We start from the raw sequence: 25,806 nt of genomic DNA, 5'->3' as shown, positions 1-25,806 counted from the left end.
CCCGCGACAGCAGAAAACCTGTTTACTGTTAATCTTTCATTATGTGAGGTGAATAATTATGAAGGGATATATAAAAAAAGTTATCGCTTGTTTTGTGTTTTGCACATTGCTACTGCCATCCTTTAATATTACAGCGGAAGCTGCTGCGGTTGCCAATCCGACCTGGTATGTGGAGGAACCGGTGATTTTTCATGGAGAGGCTAAACCCTATGATTTTTATGGTGCAAAGGATCCGACCATTGTTTATTACGGCGGAAAATATCATGTGTTTTATACCGGAGCCAATCAAGGCGGAGGCTGGCAGATGCTCTATACCTCTGCTACTACCATATCAGGCCTCAAGAATGCACCCAGAACCTATATGAGCTCAATCGGTGAGAGTTATTTTTGCGCCCCCCAGGTGTTCTACTATGAACCGAGCAGTTTATGGTATCTGGTTTATCAGGACGGAACCTATGGAGCAGCTTATGCCACCACTTCCAACATTGCGGATCCTTACTCCTGGTCAGGACCAAAGTCCTTTGGAATCTCCGGGAATATGGGGTGGGATTATTTTATAGTTTGTGATAATACCTATGCCTATATGTATAATACACCAAGTGACGGTTCCGGTAATCTCTATGTCCGCAGGACTACCCTCTCCAATTTCCCCAAAGGTTGGGGAGCTCCAAGTGTCGCTATAAGAGATTCCTTTGAAGGTGCTCATGTGTATAAGTCACTGGCAGACGGCCAGTACTATATGGTGATCGAGGACATGAAAGATGGCAGGTATTATGAGCTGTGGACCTCGACCAGTGCAGGCGGACCCTGGAGCCAGGTAGCTGAAAAATGGGCTTATAGAGGCAACCTCAGTTATAAGGGAAGTAAATGGACTACCCATGTATCCCATGGTGAGATTATCCGCTCGGGTTACAATCAGAAAATGGAGATCAATGATATCAACCGGGTTGACTTCCTGATTCAGGGGACTACCAATATATCAGTAGCATATCAGCAGATTAACTGGGATCTTGGGCTTATCAAAAATTATTCCGATGGAACACAGGTGGAATGCGAAAATATGACCCTGGCTGGCCAGTATGCCGGCAAGATCAGTTCTCCTTTTCAGGGAGTTGCTCTGTATGCCAATGATGATCTCTGCAAGTACACACAATACTTTGCAAACAACAACCATAGTTTTTCTATAAGGGCCTGCTCCAATAATGCCAATACCGCAACGGTGGCTTTAAAGATCGGCGGTGTGACGGTGGGAACTTTCTATATCGCTGGAAGTACGCCTGCTATATACACTCTGAATAATATTACCCACGGTACTGGCAACCAGGAGATTCAGCTGGTAGTGACAGGGGATATAGGACAATGGGATGCCTATTTAGATTACTTATTAATCAGGTAATGGTTATGAGTTTATGAAAATCAGGTGATGTTGATTAGATTATGATAATCAGATAATGTTGATGAGGTAATGCTGATTAGATAATGATAATCAGATAATATTGATGTAAGGTTAATCAGATAATGTTGATTAAGCGATAATAATCAGGTAATGTAAATTAAATAATGGTATAATTGGGGGTACAATTTATTAAAAGAAGCCTGGAAATAATCCTTGTACGCGCCGTTTATATGGGCGTACAAGGATTTCCAGGTTTTTTATTCGTATGGAACGTAGAATTAAAATTTCTAATAATTTGAAAATCTTAATCCATTGGCAAAAAAATGTTATATAATATGAAATAGATAAAATCTAATATTATCTAAATCAATTAATCGGGAGGGTAAGTTGATACAATTAGAAGCAGAAGAAATCATGCATTTAAAGGTGGAGTGTTCAGAAGCGCTGGAGGTAAAAGAAGGTATTGACGGATACCTTAGGGTTATTCCCATAACGGGAGGAACCTTCGAGGGCAGAATGAAAGGAACAATCGTAAACGGCGGTGCAGACTGGAACACACAAAAGCCAGGGAATTATGCACATGCCTTTGCCAAATATCTGTTGCTTACGGAGGATGGAGAGTATATCGCTGTTGAAAATGAAGGAATACTGGAACCAGAGGATACCAGGCTGATTAAGACTTCACCCAAATTTACCGCAGACAGTAAAGGAAAATATGGCTGGCTGAATCGTGGTGTATATGTAGGCAGTCTGAAACCGGGAGAAGGCAGAGTATCTGTTGAAATTAAAATATATAGACTGTTGTAGAGAGAACATTCAGGGAATTCTATTTTAATTTGGCAGTATAGATTCTCTTGGGAAAAATAAATCGAACACTGACACTTATAACATGCTGCATAAAATAAAGAAGGAGGCAGTACATTATGTCTATAATAGAAGTTACATTTCCGTCCTATACCCTTAAAAGATCGGTGACCTTTAAGGCACTGATTCCCAATGAAAATGGGTACACTCCAGGAAAAGCCGGAGAATTTTCAAAAGAAAAGAGGAAGACATTATATCTGCTGCATGGTTACACGGGTGATTGTAATGATTATATCATGAACTCCAATATCGGTTTTTTAGCAGGAATAAATAATCTTGCAGTTATTTTTCCTAGCGGAGAGAACTCTTTTTATCTGGAGGATATGGATAAAGGAGAAGATTTCAGCAGGTTTATAGGAGAAGAACTGGTAGCCTATACAAGAAGCCTTTTCCATTTGTCAGAGGACAGAGAGGATACCTATATCGGAGGGTTTTCCATGGGAGGTTACGGGGCCATGATCAATGGTCTCAGATTTTCGGAGACTTTTTCAAAGATCATCAGTCTTTCTGGAGCCTACATTGCGCTTAATATAGCGGATGCCGGTGTATATCTACCTGACGGTGTTTCCGATGAGAAGTATCAGAGGAGGATATTCGGAGAGGCAGAGCAATTAAGAAACGGCAACAAAGACCCCAGATTCTGTCTTGAGAACTTAAAAGCAGCAGGCAAGCTGATTCCGGATATTTACTTGGTATGCGGAGCAGAGGATTTTCTCATAGAATCGAACCGTAAACTTCACAGCTTCTTAGTTGAGCAGGAGATTGCTCATATTTACAAAGAAGGAGAAGGCGTACATAATTGGGTATATTGGAATAAACATCTGGAGTTATCTGTTCAATGGCTTTTGGGGAAAGAAACTACTCTTCAAAGCGAAACCACTTAAAGTCAAAGCGGCAGCCCGGTAGGAAGAGAAAGGAAACTTCCGTTTCTCCAGTGACATTTTCCAGAGTGAATTCCTTGATAACGTAATCTGGGGAGTATTCGAATTCCACCAGCTGGCGACTGAGTAGAAAACCATCCTTAGCTTTAAAATGTAAGTGAATCGTATTTTTATCCAAAGGGGAATGACCGCAGAGAAGCAGGCGTTTAAAACCTTTGTCAGTAAAATTCATATCTCGGAAGGTAAGTGTTACATTATTTCCTATTTCTTCAATGGCATCTTCCCTTAAAAGATAGCTGTCACCATAAATGCTGGAATTTTCAATTGCCTGTATTTCTTCGTAGGCTTTCATCGGTTTTCTGAATATAAAACCCTTTAAATGAATCTTACGATACAGAACAAAACTTAAAGAGGTTATACCCTTCAATCGCTTTGGCAGCTGATAGGTTTCTTCCTGATAGGTATTCCAGTGGGAAGGCTTCTGATAATCAAGGGTTGTTAGAAATCCGGAGTTCTCCGCTTCTGGGATACCTTCCCAAACTTCGATGGAAAAAGCCTCATCATCCAGAGAAAAAATTGGAAGGGTAATTACATTGGAACCATATTCACCGAAATCAAGGCGGTCAAAGCTTAGGATGCTTTTTCCCTCTCTTGCAGTAGCCATACCCCTCTCATTTCCATTGGTAAGGTTTAATCCCCAGGTATGGACAGAAGCTGAAATGAATTCATAGGGATTTAAAGTAGCTTCACCAAGCCCTTGTACGTAAAATTCGAGCTGAGAGTACATTTTAATCCGGTCTGCACCGTTTCGGCAGTAACAGCGAATATAGAACATACCATCACCCAGACCGGTTATTTCACCTTTTAACCCCTCTGTTTTTACAAGGGCAAGATTAGTAGGAACTCCGCCTGCATCTGTTGCACGTATCGTTATATCACGATAATCTGCATTAGGGGGATGGATCCGAATTTCCACTGGCAGGGTTTTGGTAAGGGGGGACAGGCAGTTACCGTCCGGTGCAAGGATTTCCAGTTTTCGTATGGGAATTTCCGGTGAAATGCTGCTTGTCTGGCAGGCATGTCCTCCTAAATAGTCATAAAAGCCGGTATCTCCTAAGTTTTCATCTGCAGCGAAGGAAGGCAGATACAGTGTTGCTGGTGAAAGCCCTTTGGAGGTTACTGTAATTTTAATCATACCAGGAGCCAAGGTACTGGAAATAACTGCAAGAAGCTTGCCGCTAAAGAGTCTGCGGCTGTTTTCCTTATACTGATCATAATCGGTGCTGTCTCCATTGTCCAAACCCAGAAGAATGCCAGGGCCTTCCACTGTAACCGTGACCCGGTTATTGGCATTTTCCACCGGATTAACTTCCGTGTCTCTCGTGCTGATCTCCAGGAAGATAAGATCTTTCCCATTGGCTTGGAGAGTAGGTTTAGAAGCGGTTAAGGACAGGGTTTTCGCATCGGTAAAAGAGACTTTCCGGTCTTCTGCAATAGGATTTCCCTCTTCATCATAGGCTATGGCTTTTAACTCTCCTTCTTCGTAAGGAATCTGCCACTCACCAAGAAGCTTTTCACCTTTTTGATGGTCAATGTTAAAGGCGCCCAAAGAACGCTGGTTTAAGAAGAGTTCCACACAAGGGGCATTGGAGCATACCCTTACATCGATCAGCTGACCCGGAGAGAAGTCCCAATATGGAAAGAGATGTACCATGGGTTTCACTTTGTAATCCGTCCACTCTGCCTGATAGAGGTAGAAAGAATCCTTTGGAAAACCGGCGGTATCTATCTGGCCGAAGTAAGAATTCTTTGTGTGGTAAGGAGTAGGCTCACCAATATAATCAAAGCCGGTCCAGATAAACTGGCCCAGGGCATAAGGGGTATCCCGGTGCGCAATAATACAGCTTTCCGTACTTCTGGCACCCCAGCTGGTAGAACTGTTTCCTAGAGAGGAGCATTGCTCGTCATCGTCGGAGAGAACCGGTCTTGACAGTGGGAAATGATAGATTCCTCTGCTCTGAACGGTAGAAGCGGTCTCGCTTCCGTATATGATCCAGTCGGGATGTTCTTTGTGATGCTTGTCATAGTATTTATCACCATAATTGTATCCGGCCAGTTTTACAATATCCGCACATTTCTGGGCATTTTCCCAGGGCATGTAATTAGAGCCTATGGTAACCGGGGCATTGCCTTTATAATCATAGCGGGTGACCAGATCCTTAAGGTGCTCTGTCAGTTCCTGCCCCCGTTCCCCGGCATGGGTGTCATATATTTCATTTCCAATGCTCCACATGATAATACTGGGGCGGTTCCTGTCCCGGCAAATCCAGTTTCTGATATCCTTCTCGTGCCATTCGGAAAAAAATCTGGCATAATCATATTCCGTCTTCTTTCTCTCCCACATATCAAAAGCTTCTGAAACTACAAGAAACCCCAGTTCATCCGCAAGATCCATAAATTCTACCGAGGGCATATTGTGAGCGGTTCGAATGGCATTTGCCCCCATTTCCTTTAAAAGCAGGAAGCGTTTCCTCAGTGCTTCTTTCCAAACTGCCGACCCAAGGCAGCCAAGGTCATGATGTTCGCAGACACCCTTTAGGGACAGCTGCCGTCCATTCAGAAAAAAGCCTTTATCCGGAGAAAAGGAAAGCGTGCGAAATCCGAAGCTCTGCTCTGTTTCATCCAGTAACTCCTTGGAGAAAAATAGACGGGTTAGTATCCGGTATCGGTTGGGGTGTTCCGTATCCCATAATAAGGGAGCCTTGACCTTCAGTGTACAGATACACTGATAAGCAGCACCTAAGCTGTAAGCTTCCTGGAGGGGATGGAGATTTTCGGGGGTAAGAGGGAGTTCGTTTTCTGCTATACAGGTACCCTTAGAATCAAAAATACTCTGCGTTAACCGATAAGCGGCAGCAGGAGAAATATCACGCGGAAAACAAAGGGTACTGTCCGTATAAACCTCCCATTCGCGACCGGTGTCTGTAGTTGATACATAGACTCCATCCGAAGCAATATGTACCTTTGGCCTTGTTATAAGATATACATTGCGGTAGATTCCCGCACCGGTGTACCACCTGGAGTTGGGTGATTCGTAGGTAACCTGTACCAGTACTTCGTTCTCGGCTTCGGTTAAAAAGTCGGTTATATCTGTTTCAAAAGTGGTATAACCATACTTCCAGGAACCTGCAGGTTGTCCGTTGACGAAAATAGTACAGTTCATATAGACACCTTCAAAACGAAGGGTTACCCTTGAACCGTCCCTGGGAGGGGAGCAGCTGAAATACTTCTTATACCAGCCGTCTCCAGCTTTATAAAGATTTCTTGTATCATAGATTAGCCAGTCGTGGGGGAGACTGACGGCCTCCCAGCTAAGAGAAGCTTTCGTTGCTTCCTCCAATGAGCTGTTGACCGGCATTTTCCGAAAATACCAATTAGCGTTGAACAGTTCCTGCTGTGCCATGACTTCCTTTCCGCAACTATGAATTACAGTGCCGATTTCTTTTGACTTTCTGCCTGGGGGAATTCCAGATTCTGCATGGAACAGTGCATACTTCTGTATTCCGTAGGGGTACAGTTCTTTATGGTTCTGAAATTACGGTTAAAGGTCGAAAGACTGTTGAAGCCGCTTCGCATGGCAATCTCCACTACGGAAAGATTGGGATCTGCTAAAAGGCTCTCAGCAAATAATATGCGGCGTTTAATCAGGTAGTCATAATAAGTCACGCCTGAGAAATTATAAAACAGCCGGGAGAAATGATATTTGCTAAAGCCTGCCAGGGTCGCAAGCTTATCGATGGTAAGGTTTTCCGTACAGTGGTCATTGATATACTGGCAGATATGCAGGAATTTATCAATATACTGATGCTGTTTCTTTTTGATTAAATTTTTATTCTGCCTGTCCAGATTGATACAGTTCCTGCCTACAATTACAAAAAATGAGGTCAGCAGGGCATTTATGGAGGCTTCATAAAGAGGCGGACGGTTGATATATTCCTCCGCGACCTTGTTCATGATGTCCACCAATTGCTTCTGGTAGCTGGTACTGTCCTCTGACTTGATACAGATACAGGGATAAAAACCACTGCTGATGGAATCGATTCCGTTCAAGCCATTGAGCAGGGAATTGTCACATTGAAGGATGAAGCGCCGTCCTGTGGGCGGAGCATATAATTCGTGTATTTCACCGGAGGGAATGATAATAATATCGCCGGGATTTAGTATGTATTTTTCTTTGTTCACCACTGCAGAATAGGTATTTTCAACAGGCATGATTATCTCCGTATCTGTATGCCAGTGCATAGGATAATCTTCGTATTCCCGATTAATATGAAGACGGACCTGTAAATTTTCCAGATGAAATACGGTTTCTCTGGTACCTGTTAATTTTTCAATCATAGTAGCCTCCTGTTGGGAGCTCATCCAATATTGCGGCAGATATGCAGGATTGAGCAGAACGGCGTTTATAGGATAATTAGTATACATAATAAACAATTTCGTATTTAACATTATAGTTTGATTTGGTTAAAATGTAAATACACAATTGTTTTTTTACTATATAATACAAAATATGCCTTCCATAATTATTTATTGCCTATATATTAAAGTTTTCATAAGTTTAATTTGGGCATAATAGGCTAGGCATTAAATGGCAATATCTGCAGGACACACAAAGATGTATAGTTGTATATATGTACAGTTTTTACAATCAGATAGGAGGGATTTCAATATTATTTCATAAATTTTATTATATAAAATCCGATTTATGCTAATTAAATTTAGTTCCTATTGCTTAAAAATAGCAATATATGATAGGTGTTTGGCAATCATTAAGAAGCAGAGAAACGGGATGTGTGTTATAAATAAATATAAGAACCACAGATATTTAGCATTTACTTATTTAATATGAACAAAAAAAATAAATGCCTGATATCGAAGATATTCTGCAATACGAAACATATTTAAAACAGGAGAGGTAATCATGAGCAGGAAATTGAAGTTGGTAGTGGGAATAGTAACGGCATGTGCGGTGATAACAGCTTTCTTTTTCTTTTCAAGGGGAAAAGAAGACAGTTTTGCAGACAAATATTCCGATACTCCCAATTTGGATGTGGATGTGGGCGGAATTGGACGCGACAACACTTATGCCAAGTATCTGGAAGCGCATTCTCAAGCGGCTTACCCTGAAAAAGAGGTGGAGGTAGCGATTACAGATTATACAAAGGGTGAGGATGTTGAGGTTCTAAAGGATTATGAAGGAGAACCGGAGGTTCTTTACACCGGTGAGAATTCCTACACGGAATGGCAGATTGATGTTCCGGAGACGGGAATGTATCAGATCTTCATGGAGTATTATACGGTGAAAGCCCGTGGTGTTGATATAGAGAGAAAGTTCTACATCAACGGGGAGTTACCTTTTCTTGGAGCAGATGCCTTATCCTTTACCAGGCTATGGAAGAATGAAGAGGAGGTAAAGAGAGATAACCAGGGAAATGACATCCGGCCCACTCAGGTGGATGAACAGGCCTGGACGGGAGCTTACTTCAAGGATGATCTGGGTTATTTCATTAAACCCTATCAGTTTTATTTAGAAAAAGGCAGGAACACCATCGGCCTTGAAGCTATAAATGAGCCGGCTGTTATTAAATCCATAACATTGGAGGGGATCAAAGAAGATCTTACCTATGAACAGTACAGTGAAAACATTGCCGGAACAGCGGAAACAGAGGAAGCCTTAAACTATAAGCTGATAATTCAGGGAGAAGCATCCACCCTGAGATCTTCGCCTTCTCTGTATCCATTATATGACCGGTCTTCACCCATTACACAGCCCTACAGTGTATCGAAGATCAGGCTCAATATGATAGGCGGCAATGCCTGGAGAGTGCCGGGACAATGGATAGAATGGGATTTCGAAGTACCTTCGGACGGGTACTATAACATAACCTTAAAAGCAAGACAGAACTATAACAGGGGATTTGTTTCCAACCGCTCTGTCTACATAGATGGTAATATTCCCTTTGAAGATTTGGAGCAGGTAGGCTTCCGTTACAGTAATAAATGGAATTCCTATACTCTCTCAGATACACAAAACAATGCTTATCAATTCTACCTCGATAAAGGAAAACACACGATTCGGATGGAAGTTACCCTGGGAGACATGGGTAATATTCTCAATGAAATGCAGGATTCTGTTTACAGACTCAACAGCATGTACCGTAAGATCCTGGTACTGACCGGAACAACGCCGGATAAGTATAGAGATTATAAGATAGATAAGGTATATCCGGAGATTATCGAGTCCATGGATCTGGAAAGCAAAAGGCTATACAAGATGGTGGATGACATCGTTGCATACTCCGGGGAAAAAGCAAATCAGGTAGCTTCTATACAGACCCTGGCCAAACAGCTGGAGGATTTTGTGAAAAAACCGGAGAAGATCCCCGTAGGATTTGCAGCTTTTAAGTTAAATATCAGTGCCATGGGTACCAGCATACTCACCTTAAGTGAGGCTCCTCTGGATATTGATTATATCACCGTAACCGGTACAAAAGAGAAACCGGATAAAGTAAAAGAAAGCTTTTTCAGCAGAGCAGTTCATGAAGTGAAATCCTTCTATGCTTCCTTTACTACGGATTACAACGCGGTAGGAGATGTATACAAGGACAGTGATGCCATTCAAGTATGGATTCTGTCCGGTCGTGATCAAAGTACAATATTAAAAGCAATGATTGATGATACCTTTACTCCGGAAAAAGGAATTAAGGTCAATGTTAAGCTGGTGGAAGCTGGCACGTTGTTAAATGCTATAATAGCCGGGAAAGGACCGGATGTGGTAATATCGGCAGGCCAGGGAGAACCCGTGAATTATGCTCTTCGTAGTGCGGTGGAGGATATCAGTCAGTTCACAGACTACCAGGAGGTTCTAAAGGATTTTTATCCCAGTGCTTATGCACCTTACCGTTTTGAAGGCGGAATCTATGCTCTGCCGGAGACCCAGAATTTTAATGTGTTATTTTACCGCAAGGATATTCTGGAGGAACTGGAACTTCAGGTACCGGATACCTGGGAGGATCTGATAGCCATGCTGCCAACCATACAGCAGAACAATATGTCAGTAGCCATTCCTTCAACAGAGAGAACACTCAATAATTCCTCCAATCCGGATTTGTCCACCTTCTTTGCCTTGCTTTACCAAAATGGTGGTGTAATTTATGATGAAGAGGGCAAGACAGCGCTGATAGACTCAGAACAGGGTTCCAAAGCTTTTGAGACTTTTACAAAACTGTTTACCCAGTATAAACTGCCGACGATCTATGATTTCGCGAATCTGTTCCGTTCGGGTCAGATGCCGATTGGTATAGCAGACTACAATACATTTAATACACTTGTAGTATTTGCACCGGAAATCAGAGGACTTTGGGATTTTACAGTTATTCCCGGAACCGTAAGAGAAGACGGCTCCATAGACCGTTCCTGTCATACTACCGGACTTTGTACCATGCTGTTGAAGCAGGAGGACGAGGTGACAAAGAATAATTCCTGGGAATTCATGAAATGGTGGGTCAGTGCAGATACCCAGGTGCGCTTTGGTCAGGAGATGGAAAGTGTCATGGGAGCTTCAGCCAGATATGCAACGGCCAACGTAGAAGCCTTTAAACAGCTGTCCTGGAGCAAGAGTCAGCTGGATGTACTGGATGAACAGTGGCAGTGGACCGTTGGACTAAGGGAAGTAGCCGGCGGCTATTATACCCAGAGACATATAACCAATGCAATCCGTAAGGTTCTCAATAAGAATGAAGATCCAAGAGAAACGCTTCTGGATTATACGACAACCATTAATCAGGAAATTGAGAAAAAACGTCTTGAATTCGGCCTGACTGTCAGATAGGGGGATAAGATTTGAAAACATTTATAAAGAAATATCTAAGAAAGAAGAAAAGAGATATGTCCATAGCCTGGAAGCAGGCCAAAAAGTCTAAGACCTGTTACCTGTTTCTGGCACCCTATGCGATATTATTTATTCTGTTCTATGTAGTACCGGTTATAACTTCTCTTGTTCTGAGCTTTACGTATTACAACATTCTGGAGACCCCAAAATTCATTGGGCTCCAGAATTATATAAACCTTCTGCTGGCAGATGATGTATTTATAACAGCTGTAAAAAACACCTTCCTGCTGGCTGCGATTACCGGCCCCATTGGTTACATGGCAGCGTTTCTGTTTGCCTGGTTCATCAATGAGCTGCCCAGATACCTAAGAGCTTTTGCGATTGTAATCTTTTATGCTCCGACCATATCCGGGCAGGTATATTTGATCTGGGCAATCATGTTCTCCGGCGATGCCTATGGTTACATCAATTCCTTTTTGATGGAACTGGGATTTATCAGCGGCCCTATCCTGTGGCTTACCAACCCCCAGTATATGATGATGGTAGTTATCATCGTAAGTCTCTGGATGAGTCTTGGAACTGGATTCCTGGCTTTTGTTGCCGGTCTCCAGGGTATCGACAAGGCACAGTATGAAGCTGGTTATATTGATGGAGTTAAGAACCGTTGGCAGGAATTATGGTATATAACCCTTCCCGGTATGAAACCCATGTTGATGTTCGGAGCTGTAATGACAATTACCCAGTCCTTTGGTGTGGCGGATGTACCCATTGCGCTTACGGGATTCCCGAGTACGGATTATGCTACCCAGACGGTGGTAACGCACCTTGTGGATTACGGTTCCATCCGATTTGAAATGGGTTATGCATCAGCAATTGCCACACTGCTTTTCATAGTAATGATCCTTTGCAATAAAATGATTCAGGCTATGCTTAGAAGAGTAGGAACTTAATACCATGAATAACGGAGAAAAGGGCTATGATTATGAAAAAACATCTTAAACGAAAACCTAATCGTTCCAAGGGAGGGGATTTCGGTATTTATTTCGTACTGGTACTCTTCGGGCTTTTTATGGCCTTCCCTCTGGTTTATGCAATAAACAGTGCTTTTAAGCCGCTGGATGAGATCTTTGTCTATCCGCCAAGGCTGTTTGTGCAGAATCCCACTATGGACAATTTTCAGGATCTGTTCGTTATAATGAACAAATCCTGGGTACCCTTTTCCAGGTACCTGTTCAATACCTTTTTTATAACGGTTCTGGGTACTGCCGGACATATCATTATCTCTTCCATGGGTGCCTATGTACTGGCAAAGTATCGATTTCCTGGCAGCAGGGTATTTTTCAGTATCGTCGTGACGGCCCTGATGTTCAACGGTTACGTTACAGCAATCCCTAATTATCTGGTAATGTCTAAGATCGGGTTGGTGGATTCTCCCTGGGCGGTTATAATTCCTGCCCTGGCTTCTCCTATGGGACTCTTTCTTATGAAACAGTATATGGAGGGTATTCCCGATGCGCTGCTGGAAGCTGCGAAAATTGATGGTGCGAAAGAGTGGTCCATCTTTGGAGCAATTGTAATGCCTATGGTAAGACCGGCCTGGTTGACCCTGATGATTTTATCTGTACAGGGGCTCTGGAACATAAAGGCCTCCAATTTTATCTATTCCGAAGAACTAAAGACTTTACCTTATGCACTTCAGCAGATAGTAAGCGGAGGAATTGCAAGAGCAGGTGTTGGAGCAGCGGTTACACTGGTTATGATGATTGTACCCATTACGACCTTTATCGTAGTAGAGAGCAATGTTATCGAGACCATGGCAAGCTCCGGCATCAAAGATTAAGGAGGAAACAATGAAGAGAAAATGTATTTTGCTGGTGCTTCTCTGCTTTATGGTGATTATGTTGTTTCCGTCTGTACCCGCACTGGCAGAGGATACACATTATACCTATACATATGATTGGTGGGGACTGAACAGGGAATCCCCGGACGCTTACGAAGCAAATACTTCCATAACGGGAGATAAATTGGGAATTGGTGATTTCTTAAACCCCCAGGGATTGTTTGTCCGTGATAATCTGATATATGTCTGTGACACCGGAAATAACCGGATCGTAGTGATTGAAAAAGCAGGCGGAGATTACCGGCTTAAGGAAGTTATAACAGAATTTACCGGTGAGACGGATATCAAAACCTTTTCAGGGCCTATGGATATTTTTGTTACCGGTAAGGGAGAATTCTTTATCTGTGATACGGAGAATCAGAGAGTCGTTCATTTGAATGCCAACCGGGAGCTGGTGAAAGAACTGGTTCGTCCGGCAGATGAAACCGTTGACCAGGAATCCAGCTTCTATCCTCAAAAAGTTGTGGTAGACAGCTCCGGCAGAGCAGTGGTTTTAGTGAAGAATTATAACAAGGGATTTGTAGAATATAAAAACACAGGTGAATTCTCCGGATTTATCGGAGCCAATGAAGTTAAATTCAATATGATTGATTATATCTGGAAGAGATTTGCCACCAAAGAGCAGAGAGCGCAGATGGAAACCTTCGTTCCTACGGAATATAATAATCTGGCGCTGGATAAGGATGAATTTATTTATTGTACCACTTCAGTCTTTAAGGAAAGGGAATTGCAGAACGATAAGGCAAAACCTATTCGTAAGCTCAACGCCATGGGGACTGATATATTGGTAAGAAACGGAGAGTATCCCCCTATTGGAGACCTGATGTGGGGAAATGCTGCGGGGGTATCCGGAGCGTCCAAATTCATCGATGCAACGGCCATGGACAATGATACCTACTTCGTAATTGACAGGACAAGAGGAAGGATTTTTGGATACGATTTTCAGGGAAACCTGCTTTATGCCTTCGGCAGCTTGGGTAACAGACTGGGATATTTCAATTATCCCACAGCACTGGAGCATATGGAAAACAATCTGCTGGTCCTGGATTCCGGAAACGTAAGTATTACGGTGTTTAGTCTTACACAATACGGACAGCTGATCAATGATGCACTGATGGAATACAAACGTGGAAATTACGATACTTCCGCTGCTTATTGGGAAGAGGTACTTACTCAAAACGGCAATTATGATCTGGCCTATATCGGTATCGGCCGTTCCCTGTTAAGACAAGGGAACTACAAAAAAGCCATGGAATATTTCAAGCTTAAATATGACGAAGAAAATTATTCGAAAGCTTTCCAGCTATATCGGAAACAATGGATCGAAGAGAAAATCGGGTGGATTGTGGGCATATTCTTTACCATAATCATACTTCCCTCCCTCATCGGTTTTGTGAAAAAAATAAAAAGGGAGGTAGAGGAAGAATGAAGACAGCCGCATTTCTAAAACGGTTTGATTTTCAGCATACGGCTAAAACCCTGCGTTATTCCCTGTATGTGATTACACATCCACTGGATGGGTTTTGGGACCTGACCCATGAAAACAGAGGGTCTGTTGCAGCCGCAAATATTATTATTGCAATGGCAATGCTTACCCGGGTTTTCAGACTGCAGTTTACCAGCTTTTTATTCATGAAGGTCATATGGGAGCACGTCAATCTTATTGAGATCTTACTGGGATTTCTGATTCCCATTGTATTGGCCTGTGTGGCAAATTGGGCGCTGACCACTCTTTTTGACGGAAAAGGTACCATGAAACAGATTCATATGGGGATCGGCTATGCTCTTACTCCTTATGTATTGATACAGTTTCCGATGATATTTATCAGTAATCTGATGACAGTGGAAGAAGGAGCATTTTATTCCTATATTCTCATCTTTTCAGAGATCTGGTGCGGTATGCTTATAATTAGCGCAGTAATGATGATACACGATTATACGCTGGGGAAAACACTAATAACCATTGCGGCTACCGTTCTGGGTATGATATTGATCATATTTATTTTCCTTTTGTTTTTCAGCTTGGTAACAGATGCGGCGGCATATTTTATTTCTTTGTACAAAGAAATTATATTCCGATTTTACTGATAAGGAGGGCTGAAAATGAAACGTTTAATATTAATGGGCATGATACTGGTCTGGGCCCTGACCTTCTCTGCCTGCAGCAAGACAGAGGAAGAAGAGCAGTCTATGGACACCTATTCCTATGGAGAGGAAAGCAAGACCTATACGCTGGAGGATGAAAAGCTCAAGTTTACCTTAAATGGTGAAAATACCTATTTTCAGGTAATGGATAAGCAAAATAATACGGTATGGGATTCTAATCCTGAAAACGGAGCAGAGGATACACAAGCAAATGCACAGAACCTGAAATACCTACAATCCACGTTGCTCATTGAATATACCAATGAAACTGGAATTACAACTATCTTTGATAATTTTTCCTATAGTATACAGAAAAAACTCTACTCCATAGAGCAGGGGGAAGACTATATCAAGGTCAATTATACCATTGGTGATATCCAGAAAGCATATCTGCTTCCTGCAGCAGCGCCGGAATCCAGAATGAATGAATTTCTGAACCAGATGGACAGCAGTTCACAGAAAAAAGTAAATACCTATTACCGTAAGATTGACATCAATAATCTTCGGGCTACGGATAACAAAGCAGAACTGCTGGCAAAATACCCGGATCTAGAGACAGAGAATGTTTATGTGTTAAGAGATGGCACACAGGAATATCTCAAGGTCAAAATTGAAGAACTCTTCGCCCAGGTAGGCTATACCAGGGAGGATTATGAGGAGGATGAGGCCAGATATTCTGCTACAGGTTCCACTGAGAAACCCTATTTTAACGTAACGGTGGTATATCGTCTGCAAGATGGAGATCTTATTGTGGATCTGCCCTTTGAGAATATGGGCTGGAAGAAGAACTATCCTTTAACCAAAGTTAAGGTATTACCCTATCTTGGTGCAGGCAGCAGTGAGGATAAAGGTTTTATCCTGGTACCCGAAGGAAATGGCGGTATTATTGACTTCAACAACGGCAAGAAAGCACAGAACAGTTATTATACGGAAATTTACGGTATCGACAGTGCGGTTCCAAGAGATTCCTTGATAACGGAAAACAGAGCAGCATTCCCCGTATTTGGTATTTCAAAGAATGGAAGCTCCATGCTCTGCATTCTGGAGGATTATCAGACGTTGGCTTCCATCGAGGCTGATGTCAGTGGAAGAAACCACAGCTACAATTTTGCGGGAGCCTCCTATGTGACACTTCATTATGCTTCTCTGAGTGTGTCTGCAAAAACGGATAAATCTGTCATGGTTTATGAAGCAAAAAAACCGGAGGGTAAGATCAGTCAGCGGTATCGTTTTCTCGAAACAGATACCTACTCCGATATGGCAAAATCCTATAGGGACTATCTGATGAAGAAAAACCCTGACATGACAAAGAAGACGGAAGAATCAACACCGGTAAATGTTACACTGATAGGTGCTGTGGATCAGGTAAAACAACGTTTGGGATTTCCGGTTTCCGTACCCGTGCCTTTGACCAAATACAAAGAAGCAACAAGTATGATTGAGGAACTGAAAGCAGAGGGAGTAAAAAATCTGTCGGTTCGCTACAGAGGCTGGATGAATGGAGGTATCAAGCAGACTTCAGCAGAATCCATCGATCGAATTGGTGCATTAGGCAGTAAAGGCAGCTTCAGGAAATTCTTAAATAGCGCATCTTCTATGGAAGTACCGGTGTATCTTGAAGGTGCAGTGGCATATGCTTATGAAGATGGTTTGTTTGATGGTTTCTCTGCTAATAAGGATGCTGCAAAGTATGCCAGCAGGGAAGTAGTAAAGCTGTACGATTTTTCACCGATTTATTATGGGGAGGATGAATTAAAGGATCCTTATTACCTCTTGAAACCTCAGCTGATCGTACAGTACATGCATAATCTTGCAAATTACATAGCAGATGCCTCTGAGGATACCGGTATGGCATTGGCGGATACCGGATACCGCTTAAGTGCAGATTATAATCCCAAAAAACTAATCAACAGAGAAAAATCCATGGAACTCCAGGTCAAGGCTATGGAAGAGATAACCTCAGCCGGTACGAATCTTATGTTAAAGGGAGGTAATGCTTATACACTTCCTTATGCAGATTTCATTACAGATATGGACCTGACTGGTGGAAGATATCAGATCATTGATTACACAGTACCTTTCTATACGATGGCGATACATGGACTTGTGGACTATACCGGAGTTTCCTTAAATGTCTCAGGGGATTTTCAGCAGCTGTTGCTTAAAAGCGCAGAAGCCGGTGCAGGTTTATCCTTTACCTTTATGAAGGAAGAAGCGACTGCTCTGCAAAATTCCAATTATACCTTCCTGTTTGGCGCTGATTATGACAGGTGGAAGGCTAAGGCTCTTGAAATATATAACCGTTATGAGAAAGAATTAGGACATTGCTTTAACCAATATATTACAGAGCATAGGCAGCTGAGTGAAGGCGTTTATGTTACTACTTACGAAGATGGAACCAATGTCTATGTTAATTATAACAATACCGAGTATGTAAACGGTACCCTTAAGGTACCGGCCAGTGATTACTTGGTTGAGAGGAGGTAAGCTAATGGCAGGAAAAAAACATAAGGATTTGCAGGCTAGAAAAGCCAGAACGGGTTATTTGTTCATACTGCCTTTTATTATAGGCTTTGTTGCCTTTATGATTATACCTCTTATTGAATCCTTCCGTATGACCTTCAGTAATGTAATTGTAGGTATCGGAAACGGCGGGTTTGTACTGGAGTTTACAGGGTTGAGCAATATCAAGAAAGCACTTCTGGTAGATCCTGAATTTACCAGAATGCTGACGGATGAATTAACGAAAATGGCAGTACAGGTACCGACAACATTAATTGTAAGCTTTTTTATGGCGTTATTGTTGAATCAGGCTTTTAAGGGAAGAGGTCTGGTACGTGCCGTATTCTTCCTGCCGGTTATACTTTCCTCCGGTGTTTTAGTGGGACTTGAATATAATAACAGCCTTTTATCCGGAATGCAGGAATACATCAGCAATAATACACAAACCTCTGACATAACAGCTGTGTTGGAGAAAATTTTATCCAACAGTGGTTTTGGAGAACGTTTCCTGAATGTTGTTTATGACATTGTTAACAATGTCTATGATGTTGTTATTGCCTCCGGTATACAGATAATTATCTTCCTGTCCGGTCTGCAAACCATATCAAAAAGTATGTATGAAGCCGCCACTATTGAGGGATGTACGGCATGGGAGAGTTTCTGGAAGATAACACTGCCTATGGTAAGCTCCGTTATCCTTGTTAATGTTATATATACCATTGTGGATTTCTTTATGAAGACAGATAGTGATGTTATGACGAAGATAAGCGATACCATGGTACAGAAAATGGATTATGGCTTCAGTTCTGCCATGGCATGGATCTATTTTGCAGCAGTTATCCTGATTATTGCGATATTTTCCGCAATTACTTCAAGGTGGGTGTACTATTATGAATAGGAATATTAAAACAAAATGGAAAGAGTTTCTAATCAGGAACAGGAAATCCGGAGGATATCTTCTTAAGAAGAAAATTTCCATCAGGGTATATCAGATTTTACGAGCTGTACTGTTATTCGGTTTGTGTTTTTTAATACTGCAGCCTTTATTTAATAAGGTATCCTTAAGTTTTATGCAGGAAAAGGATTTATATGACCCGACAATAATCGTAGTACCCAGAAATTTTACTCTTGAGAATTACAAACTGGTCAACAGCCTGATAAATTATTGGAAGTCATTATTTAATTCCATCGGTATTTCAGTAATGTCAAGTATTCTGCAGGTTGCAGCCTGTACCATAGTGGGTTATGGATTTGCAAGATTTAAGTTTCCGCTTAAAAACTTTTGGTTTGGCTGTGTGCTCCTTGTAATCGTAATTCCACCGCAGACTATTATGTCATCGCTTTATTTAAATTTTCGATTTTTTGATGTTTTCGGAATTATTAAGCTTTTTACAGGTAGTACCCTGAATCTTCAGAATTCCATTGTACCTTATATGTTGTTATGTATAACCTGTATGGGGTTAAAGAGCGGATTATATATCTTTTTGATCCGACAGTATTTCAGGGGAATACCAAAGGAATTGGAGGAAGCTGCTTATGTGGATGGCTGTGGTAACTTTTCCACCTTCCTTCGTATTATGCTGCCGGATGCCAGACCTATACTTACCTCCTGCTTTCTGTTTGCCTTTGTATGGCAATGGACAGATTCCTTTTATTCAAGAATGTTCCTGGGAAAGACAGCACTTTTGGCAAATAAATTGACGGCAATAAGCAGCCTTTTAGGGGATTATCTGACTTCTATCAGCGGAACGGCCAGCAAGCCCTCCGTAGCTTATGGACAGATGATGATCTCTACAGGTATGATCATGGCTATTATTCCACTGCTGTTAATTTATATCGTTGCGCAAAAGGGATTTGTAGAAAGCTTAAGTCAAACCGGATTAAAGATGTAAAACAGATCATCGTTAGATTTTCACACGTTAAAATATAGGATATTTTATAATAAGGGGTCTCCTGGATGAAATAATCGGGGAAAAATCCAGGGACTCTGGAAGTATTAGTTATTAATGGGGTTATATAACGGATTTACAAAATAGATGATAGTTAAGTGAAAATCACTTTTCTATATAATGTATTTAAAGGAGGATATTACAGTGAAAAAGAATCAAAAGTTTTTGGCAGTATTGTTAATTCTCGCTATGTGTCTGTCAATGTTTACAGCTTGCGGAGGGAATAAGGCAAAAGAAACAAGTAATAATTCTGAACCTACGGTGGAGGCAACAACTCCTACAGAAGAAGCAACACCTACCGCAACGGAAGAACCCGCCATGGATTTAGGTGGTATGGAAATCGTTATCGGTGACTGGTGGTCTTCTGCAGATCCTGCAGCTCCCACAACAGCACAGGAAGAGGCTACGCAGGCTTACAGAGAAGAAATACAGGCAAAATATAATTTTAAAATTAAACAAGTGGCAGTTGCTGAATGGGGAACCATGCAGGAGACCTTTACCACCTCAACGATGGCAGAAGATCCTGCAGCTCAGGTGTTTATCCTTGCACCCGATTGGGTAGCACAGCCTTTGGCTAATGGATTGGTATATGATCTGGCCACTCTGGAAAATTTAGATTTTACAGAGAGTAAATGGAATCCTTCTGTATTAAAGACATTAACCTATGGTGATTCCGTATATGGTATGGCTGCTGGTAAACCTGAACCCAAACTTGGCGTGTACTGGAACAAGAGACTGTTTGAAGAAGCTGGTCTTGACCCGAACCTGCCTTATGATTTACAGGCAAGCGGAGAATGGACCTGGAGCAAATTTGAAGAGTTGTGTAAATCCCTTACCATCGACAGTAACAATGATGGTACCATCGACAGTTATGCAATGGCAAGTTTTTCAGCAGATTTATTTAAAGGTGCTATCACCAGCAACGATGCAAGATACATCGGTAAAGATGACAGTGGTATGTTCTTCAATGGTTCCAAAGATCCTAAATTCCTGGAAGCTCTTCAATGGGCTGTAAGCTTGATTCAGAAGAATTATGAGATGCCGGCTCCTGCGGATGCTAACTGGGATTGGTTCATTTCTGCCTTCCATGATGCCAAAGTTGCAATGCAGTTTGCAGAAGTTTATAAGACTGGAACCTGGGCTGATATGGAAGATGATTGGGGATTTGTACTTTGCCCTAAAGGACCTAAGGCAAATGGATACGAAGTATACTTTAGTGATAACGTAGCAGTTATCCCTTCCAGCTATGATAAGGAAACAGCAGAAAAAATAGCGTTTGCTTACAACCTCTGGACTAACCCCACTCCTGGCTATGAAGATGACAGTGAGTCCTGGAAAGACGGCTATTACACCAGATTCCGTGATGAAAGAGCTGTTGATGAAACACTTACAACGATGTATGACTCTGCAACAATCAATACAGATTATGCATCTTTCGTATATGGACTTGATCTTGGAACTATTATCTGGGATACCTATGCTCTTGGCAGCACACCTGCTGAGAAGATTGAGCAGGTAGCAGATTCCTGGCAGGCACTTATAGATGATGCCAATAAAAAATAACAGATAGACAAAAAAGGGGAGGTATGTACCCGCCTCTCCTTTTTGTAATAGGAAATTGCAGCTTATTATAGAGAAAGCCCTGCCGGGCAGGATACACAGGACTCACTTACGGAAGCTGGTTCCTGTCATGACAGCGGGTCAGCACCAGAGTCTGGCTTGCCAGACTCTTTATTTTGAGATTATGTGAATTTGGGAAGAAGAGGGTTGCAGTAAATGGGATGTAAGAGGGATTATTTTAAATTGGCAGGTTTGGTGCTATGCCTGTCCTTGCTATTACTGTCCTGCAGCAGGAAAGAAGAGCCGGTCAGTCAAGGGGGCAGTTTAACAGAAAATACTAAAAAAGATAGTACTGCAATAGACAGTAATACAACAGAAAATAAGATAGAAAACAATACAGAAGAAAATAACACAGCAGAGAGCAATTCAACTGAAAGTGACGCAGCAGCAGGCAATCAGAAAGAAAGTAAGCCGGAATCTGAAAAGGCTGGAAATACGGTGGATTATTATAGACAATACCAGGAGAGCAAAGAACTGCCTGTTCTGGCACAGGTTCTTGAAGGCAGCTTTAAAGCAGGAGTTGCGCTTTCTGCCGAAGATATCAAAAACCCCCTGAAAGCAAAGCTGGTAGCATCACAGTTTAACAGTATAACCTGTGAAAATGAAATGAAGGCAGATTTTACCCTGGATAGGGAGGCTACCTTAAAAAGAGGGGAAGAAAAATACCCTGTAGTTAATATGCAAAGGGCGGAAACAGCCCTTAATTTTGCGAAGGAAAACGGACTTACCATGCGGGCTCATACTCTGGTATGGCATTCACAGACTCCCAGATGGCTTTTTACAGTGGGCTTTGAAGATAGTGAGAAAGCTCCGCTGGTCTCAAGAGAGATTATGCTGGCACGTATGGAGAATTACATAAAACAGGAAATGGAGTATGTAAATACACATTTTCCCGGTGTTGTATATGCCTGGGATGTGGTCAATGAGGCCATAGAAACAGGTGACGGACAAGAGAATGGTATTCGGACGAAAAACAATCTCTGGTATGAGGTGCTGGGGGAGGATTATGTTGAAATGGCCTTTACCTATGCCAGAAAATACATGGCAGAGGGACAGAAGCTTTTCTATAATGATTACAGTACCTATGACAAGACCAAGATGTTTGCTGTTTATAAGCTGCTGGAGAAATTAAAGGAAAAGAACCTGGTCGATGGAATCGGTATGCAGGATCATATCCAGCTATCCAATCCAAATGTTCTGGATTATCAGTATGCTATCAATAAATATGCAGAACTGGGAATAGAGCTTCAGGTTACCGAACTTGACATAGATATGAAGGAAAACAGTGAAGAAGCCCAGGAAAAGCTTGGAACCAGATATAAGAATATCATGGCGGTATTGCTTCATTCCGTTGAAAAAGGAAAGGCGAATATAACCAGTGTTACCTTCTGGGGACTTACGGATGACCGCTCCTGGCTCAATAATGCAGAGGGAGCAAGCTATCCCCTGTTATTTGACAAAGAATTGAACCCCAAAAAAGCTTATTTTGGAGTATTGCAGGATTCTTCCATTAAAAATTATTGAATAATTGCCTGCTGTTTAACAGCAGGCTTTCATAAAACAAAATAAAACAAATTATATTGGCAATATAAGAAAGGACATTCCTATGATAACTGCATCAAATCCCATATTAAACGGTTTTTACCCCGACCCTTCCATCTGCAGGGTTGGTGAGGATTTCTACCTGGTGAACTCAAGCTTTGCTTATTTTCCCGGAGTACCCATCTGGCATAGCAGGAATTTGGCAGACTGGGAGCAGATAGGCAATATTCTGGACAGAGAGTCACAGATTCCTTTAAAGGAAAGCGGTCACTCCGGTGGAATTTTTGCACCCACCATACGTTTTCATAACGGTATTTTTTATATGATTACTACCAATGTATCGGGAGGCGGCAATTTTATCGTAACAGCAACTGATCCAAAAGGTCCCTGGTCGGAACCCTTTCTTCTGGGACCGGAAGCCGGGGGAATCGATCCCAGTCTTTTCTTTGACGAGGATGGAACCTGTTATTATGTAGGAACCAGACCCAACCCGTCAGGAGTGCGTTACAATGGTGACTGGGAGATCTGGGTACAGAAGCTGGATCTTAACACCATGAAACTGACGGAGGAAAGTCATGCCATCTGGAAAGGTGCTTTAAGAGATGTCATTTGGCCGGAGGGACCTCATCTATATAAAAAAGACGGTTATTATTACCTGATGATAGCAGAAGGCGGAACCGGTCCCAATCATGCGGTGACTGTTGCACGAAGCAAGGAAATTTTTGGGCCCTATGAAAACAATCCCAATAACCCCATTCTGACACACAGACATTTGGGAAAAGATTATCCGGTTATATATGTTGGCCATGCTGATCTGGTAGATGATACTCTGGGCAACTGGTATCTGGTGATGCTTGCGAGCAGACGCTGCGAGGGCTACGTGGGCCTTGGGCGGGAGACTTTTCTGGCTAAGGTGTTCTGGGAGGACGGCTGGCCGGTGGTCAATCCCGGTGTCGGTAAACTGGAGGATAAGGTTATGCTGCCTTTTACTCCGGCAGAAGGCAGGGACAGAAGCCTGCAAAAGCTCATAGGCAGCACAAACAAATTTGACCGGGTAATGTTAAGAAATCCTGAGAGCCTCTTTTATAAAGAGGAAGAAAATAAGATTACCCTGCAATTTCTACCTGAGACCTTAAAGGAGAAGAAAAGCCCTGCTTTCCTTGGGCTAAGACAGCTGGAATACCATTATGAGGCAGTTCAGACCCTTTCTGTTCCTGTATTGGAGGAAGGAGAGGAGGCAGGACTTGTTATCCTGCAAAGTAATGAGTATCATATGCTGTTCTGTGTGAAGAGCGGAGGAGAAAACCAAGACCACTTAAAAGTCCAGGTAATAAAGGTTACCGGAGGAAAAGACAGTCTGCTGGCGGAAAAAGAAATACAGCCAGGTGAGGATATGAAAAACGGAGTGAAGCTTACACTGAAGGTCAGGGGAGAAGGGCAGAAGGCTAATTTTCTTCTGGAAACAGAAGGCAAGGAGGAGCTGCTTGCAGGTGATGTTGATATACATGAAATGAGTACGGAGGTAGCCGGAGGTTTTGTTGGTAATACCATAGGTGTATATGCATCTTCTAATGGGAGAGTATCTGACAATACCCTGGATATTCTGGAATTTACCATACGTTATTAGAATTAATTCTTATCGATATCTAAAGGTATAAATTAATCCTGCTGGTTGTAGAAGAAAGGTGAATTATGTGTAGAAGATTCTATATTTTGCTGATAATGCTCACCCTACTCTCTGTTTGCGGCTGTTCAGGGAATGAGGCAGCGAAATCGGATTCCGAAAGAAAGGAATTGGAAAATACACTGGAAGATAGTTCGAATACCTCCAGGGAACCTAAACAGGAAGAGAGCAGCAATAAAACGGAGGTTTCAGAGGAAGCTCCTGTTGAGAAGGAAACAGCAGATGAAAAAAAACATGCAGCAGACGGTAAAGAGGAGGCGTATGAGAGGATGATAGAGAGATCTTTGTTATCTTCAGGAAACAATTTCAGAATGAAAAAGGTTATGGAAAAGGCGGCAAAAGGGGAAGAGGTAACGGTTGCCTATATTGGGGGCTCCATTACAGAAGGTGCTGGAGCATCCACCTATAAAAACTGTTATGCGTATCAATCCTGGCTTTCTTTTTCGGAAAAATTCGGGAAAGATAAAGGGGAAAATATAAGGCTTGTAAATGCTGGAATGGGTGGTACTCCTTCTGCTTTAGGGATTATTCGCTATGACAGGGACGTTACGGATTACGGAAAAACAGTGCCGGATATTGTATTTATAGAGTTTGCGGTGAATGATTACCAGGAACCTACCAATGGAGAAGCATACGAAAGTATGGTGAGAAAAGTTCTGAACCAGCCGAATCAGCCGGCAGTTGTATTGGTATTCAGTGTATTCAAGAGCAAGTGGAATATGCAGGATTTTTATCAGCCCCTGGGTGATTTCTATGACCTGCCCATGATAAGTATTAAGAATGCAGTGGTCCCTGAACTGGAGACCGGAGAAATTACAGAGGACGAGTTCTTTTCTGATGAATACCATCCCAAGGATTTTGGTCATCAGATTATGAAGGATTGTATAGGCTTTTATTTTGATACGGTGGCTGCAAGTATATCATCGGATACCGATGCTTTGGTAACGGATAAGACTCTTTTTGGCAATGCTTACGAGGAGCTGAAAATGCTGGATGCAGAAATACAGGAAAAAGAAATCATCCTGAAAAAAGGTGGTTTTTCTGGAAATGACAAGGAATTGGTTGGTCTGTATTATGCACCGGAAAGACGCAGCTTTCCTGCTAACTGGAAACATGAAAAGGATGGCGAGAAAGAGAGCTTCTCTATGACCTTGAACTGTAAGAATCTCTTAATGGCGTATAAGGTAAGCAGCAGAGATACCTTTGGAGAAGCGGAAGTTTATATAGACGGAGAAAAAATCGGAACTTATAACGGACATCAGGAAAACGGCTGGAACAATCCAATAACCGTGGTTCTTCTTAAGGAAGAGCAGGCGGCTGAACACAGGATTGAAATAAAAATGGCCAAAGGAAATGAAGAAAAGGAATTTACCATAATGGCCTTTGGATATACCGGAAGATAATGGAAGTATATTAAGTTATACGTGTACGG

Annotated in this window: 17 protein-coding genes; 15 read left to right on the top strand and 2 right to left on the bottom strand. The window is 42.1% G+C overall.

The genetic code is table 11. The features are described from left to right. The first annotated feature begins 58 nt into the window (after positions 1-58). The 3 genes from R2R35_RS07260 (at position 59) to R2R35_RS07250 (ending at position 3,144) form a co-directional block, all read left to right on the top strand. Positions 59-1,396, top strand: coding sequence for a non-reducing end alpha-L-arabinofuranosidase family hydrolase (locus tag R2R35_RS07260; protein WP_317733838.1), 1,338 nt, complete (start codon positions 59-61; stop codon positions 1,394-1,396). Between the two features lie 387 nt (positions 1,397-1,783). Then, positions 1,784-2,203: a DUF3237 domain-containing protein gene (locus R2R35_RS07255; protein ID WP_317733837.1), complete on the top strand. Its 420-nt coding sequence runs from the start codon at positions 1,784-1,786 to the stop codon at positions 2,201-2,203. A gap of 116 nt (positions 2,204-2,319) precedes the next feature. Next, complete coding sequence (locus R2R35_RS07250) at positions 2,320-3,144, top strand: alpha/beta hydrolase (RefSeq protein WP_317733836.1); 825 nt, start codon at positions 2,320-2,322, stop codon at positions 3,142-3,144. On the opposite strand, the gene R2R35_RS07245 is transcribed toward R2R35_RS07250, so the two are convergent. Together R2R35_RS07245 and R2R35_RS07240 are read right to left on the bottom strand one after the other, a co-directional pair. Then, positions 3,119-6,604, bottom strand: a complete 3,486-nt coding sequence (locus tag R2R35_RS07245; protein WP_317733835.1) for a glycoside hydrolase family 2 TIM barrel-domain containing protein — start codon at positions 6,602-6,604, stop codon at positions 3,119-3,121. The two genes, R2R35_RS07250 and R2R35_RS07245, sit on opposite strands and share 26 nt — an antisense overlap. 23 nt (positions 6,605-6,627) lie before the next feature. Next, positions 6,628-7,539: an AraC family transcriptional regulator gene (locus tag R2R35_RS07240; protein ID WP_317733834.1), complete on the bottom strand. Its 912-nt coding sequence runs from the start codon at positions 7,537-7,539 to the stop codon at positions 6,628-6,630. A 583-nt stretch (positions 7,540-8,122) separates the two neighbouring features. Here R2R35_RS07240 and R2R35_RS07235 point away from each other — a divergent pair. The 12 genes from R2R35_RS07235 (at position 8,123) to R2R35_RS07180 (ending at position 25,777) form a co-directional block, all read left to right on the top strand. Next, positions 8,123-11,032 carry an extracellular solute-binding protein gene (locus R2R35_RS07235; RefSeq protein WP_317733833.1) on the top strand — a complete coding sequence of 970 codons (2,910 nt, stop codon included), beginning with the start codon at positions 8,123-8,125 and terminating at the stop codon, positions 11,030-11,032. Between the two features lie 11 nt (positions 11,033-11,043). Beyond that, positions 11,044-11,982: a carbohydrate ABC transporter permease gene (locus R2R35_RS07230; protein ID WP_317733832.1), complete on the top strand. Its 939-nt coding sequence runs from the start codon at positions 11,044-11,046 to the stop codon at positions 11,980-11,982. A 32-nt stretch (positions 11,983-12,014) separates the two neighbouring features. Further along, on the top strand, positions 12,015-12,872 hold the full coding sequence (locus tag R2R35_RS07225) for a carbohydrate ABC transporter permease (RefSeq protein ID WP_317733831.1): 858 nt from the start codon (positions 12,015-12,017) through the stop codon (positions 12,870-12,872). Positions 12,873-12,882: 10 nt separating this feature from the next. Continuing rightward, a complete protein-coding gene (locus R2R35_RS07220; protein WP_317733830.1) occupies positions 12,883-14,361 on the top strand; it encodes a hypothetical protein in 1,479 nt (492 codons plus the stop codon). Then, positions 14,358-15,020: a YIP1 family protein gene (locus R2R35_RS07215; RefSeq protein ID WP_317733829.1), complete on the top strand. Its 663-nt coding sequence runs from the start codon at positions 14,358-14,360 to the stop codon at positions 15,018-15,020. The genes R2R35_RS07220 and R2R35_RS07215 overlap by 4 nt, the downstream gene beginning before the upstream one ends. A 15-nt stretch (positions 15,021-15,035) precedes the next feature. Further along, positions 15,036-17,564, top strand: coding sequence for a DUF5696 domain-containing protein (locus R2R35_RS07210; protein WP_317733828.1), 2,529 nt, complete (start codon positions 15,036-15,038; stop codon positions 17,562-17,564). A gap of 4 nt (positions 17,565-17,568) precedes the next feature. Beyond that, entirely contained in the window at positions 17,569-18,477 is a 909-nt protein-coding gene (locus R2R35_RS07205; RefSeq protein WP_317733827.1) for a carbohydrate ABC transporter permease, read from the top strand. After that, positions 18,470-19,471 carry a carbohydrate ABC transporter permease gene (locus tag R2R35_RS07200; protein WP_317733826.1) on the top strand — a complete coding sequence of 334 codons (1,002 nt, stop codon included), beginning with the start codon at positions 18,470-18,472 and terminating at the stop codon, positions 19,469-19,471. Before R2R35_RS07205 ends, R2R35_RS07200 begins: the two co-directional genes overlap by 8 nt. Before the next feature lie 201 nt (positions 19,472-19,672). Then, positions 19,673-21,091 carry an ABC transporter substrate-binding protein gene (locus tag R2R35_RS07195; RefSeq protein WP_317733825.1) on the top strand — a complete coding sequence of 473 codons (1,419 nt, stop codon included), beginning with the start codon at positions 19,673-19,675 and terminating at the stop codon, positions 21,089-21,091. A gap of 213 nt (positions 21,092-21,304) precedes the next feature. Beyond that, a complete protein-coding gene (locus R2R35_RS07190; RefSeq protein WP_317733824.1) occupies positions 21,305-22,672 on the top strand; it encodes an endo-1,4-beta-xylanase in 1,368 nt (455 codons plus the stop codon). A gap of 82 nt (positions 22,673-22,754) precedes the next feature. Then, positions 22,755-24,317: a glycoside hydrolase family 43 protein gene (locus R2R35_RS07185; RefSeq protein WP_317733823.1), complete on the top strand. Its 1,563-nt coding sequence runs from the start codon at positions 22,755-22,757 to the stop codon at positions 24,315-24,317. A 65-nt stretch (positions 24,318-24,382) separates the two neighbouring features. Further along, positions 24,383-25,777 carry an SGNH/GDSL hydrolase family protein gene (locus R2R35_RS07180; protein WP_317733822.1) on the top strand — a complete coding sequence of 465 codons (1,395 nt, stop codon included), beginning with the start codon at positions 24,383-24,385 and terminating at the stop codon, positions 25,775-25,777. The last annotated feature ends 29 nt before the right edge of the window (positions 25,778-25,806 follow it).

The sequence above is a fragment of the Anaerocolumna sp. AGMB13020 genome (genome assembly GCF_033100115.1).
In the GTDB taxonomy this organism is placed as follows: domain Bacteria; phylum Bacillota; class Clostridia; order Lachnospirales; family Lachnospiraceae; genus Anaerocolumna.
This window is presented reverse-complemented; position numbering and strand designations above follow the sequence as displayed.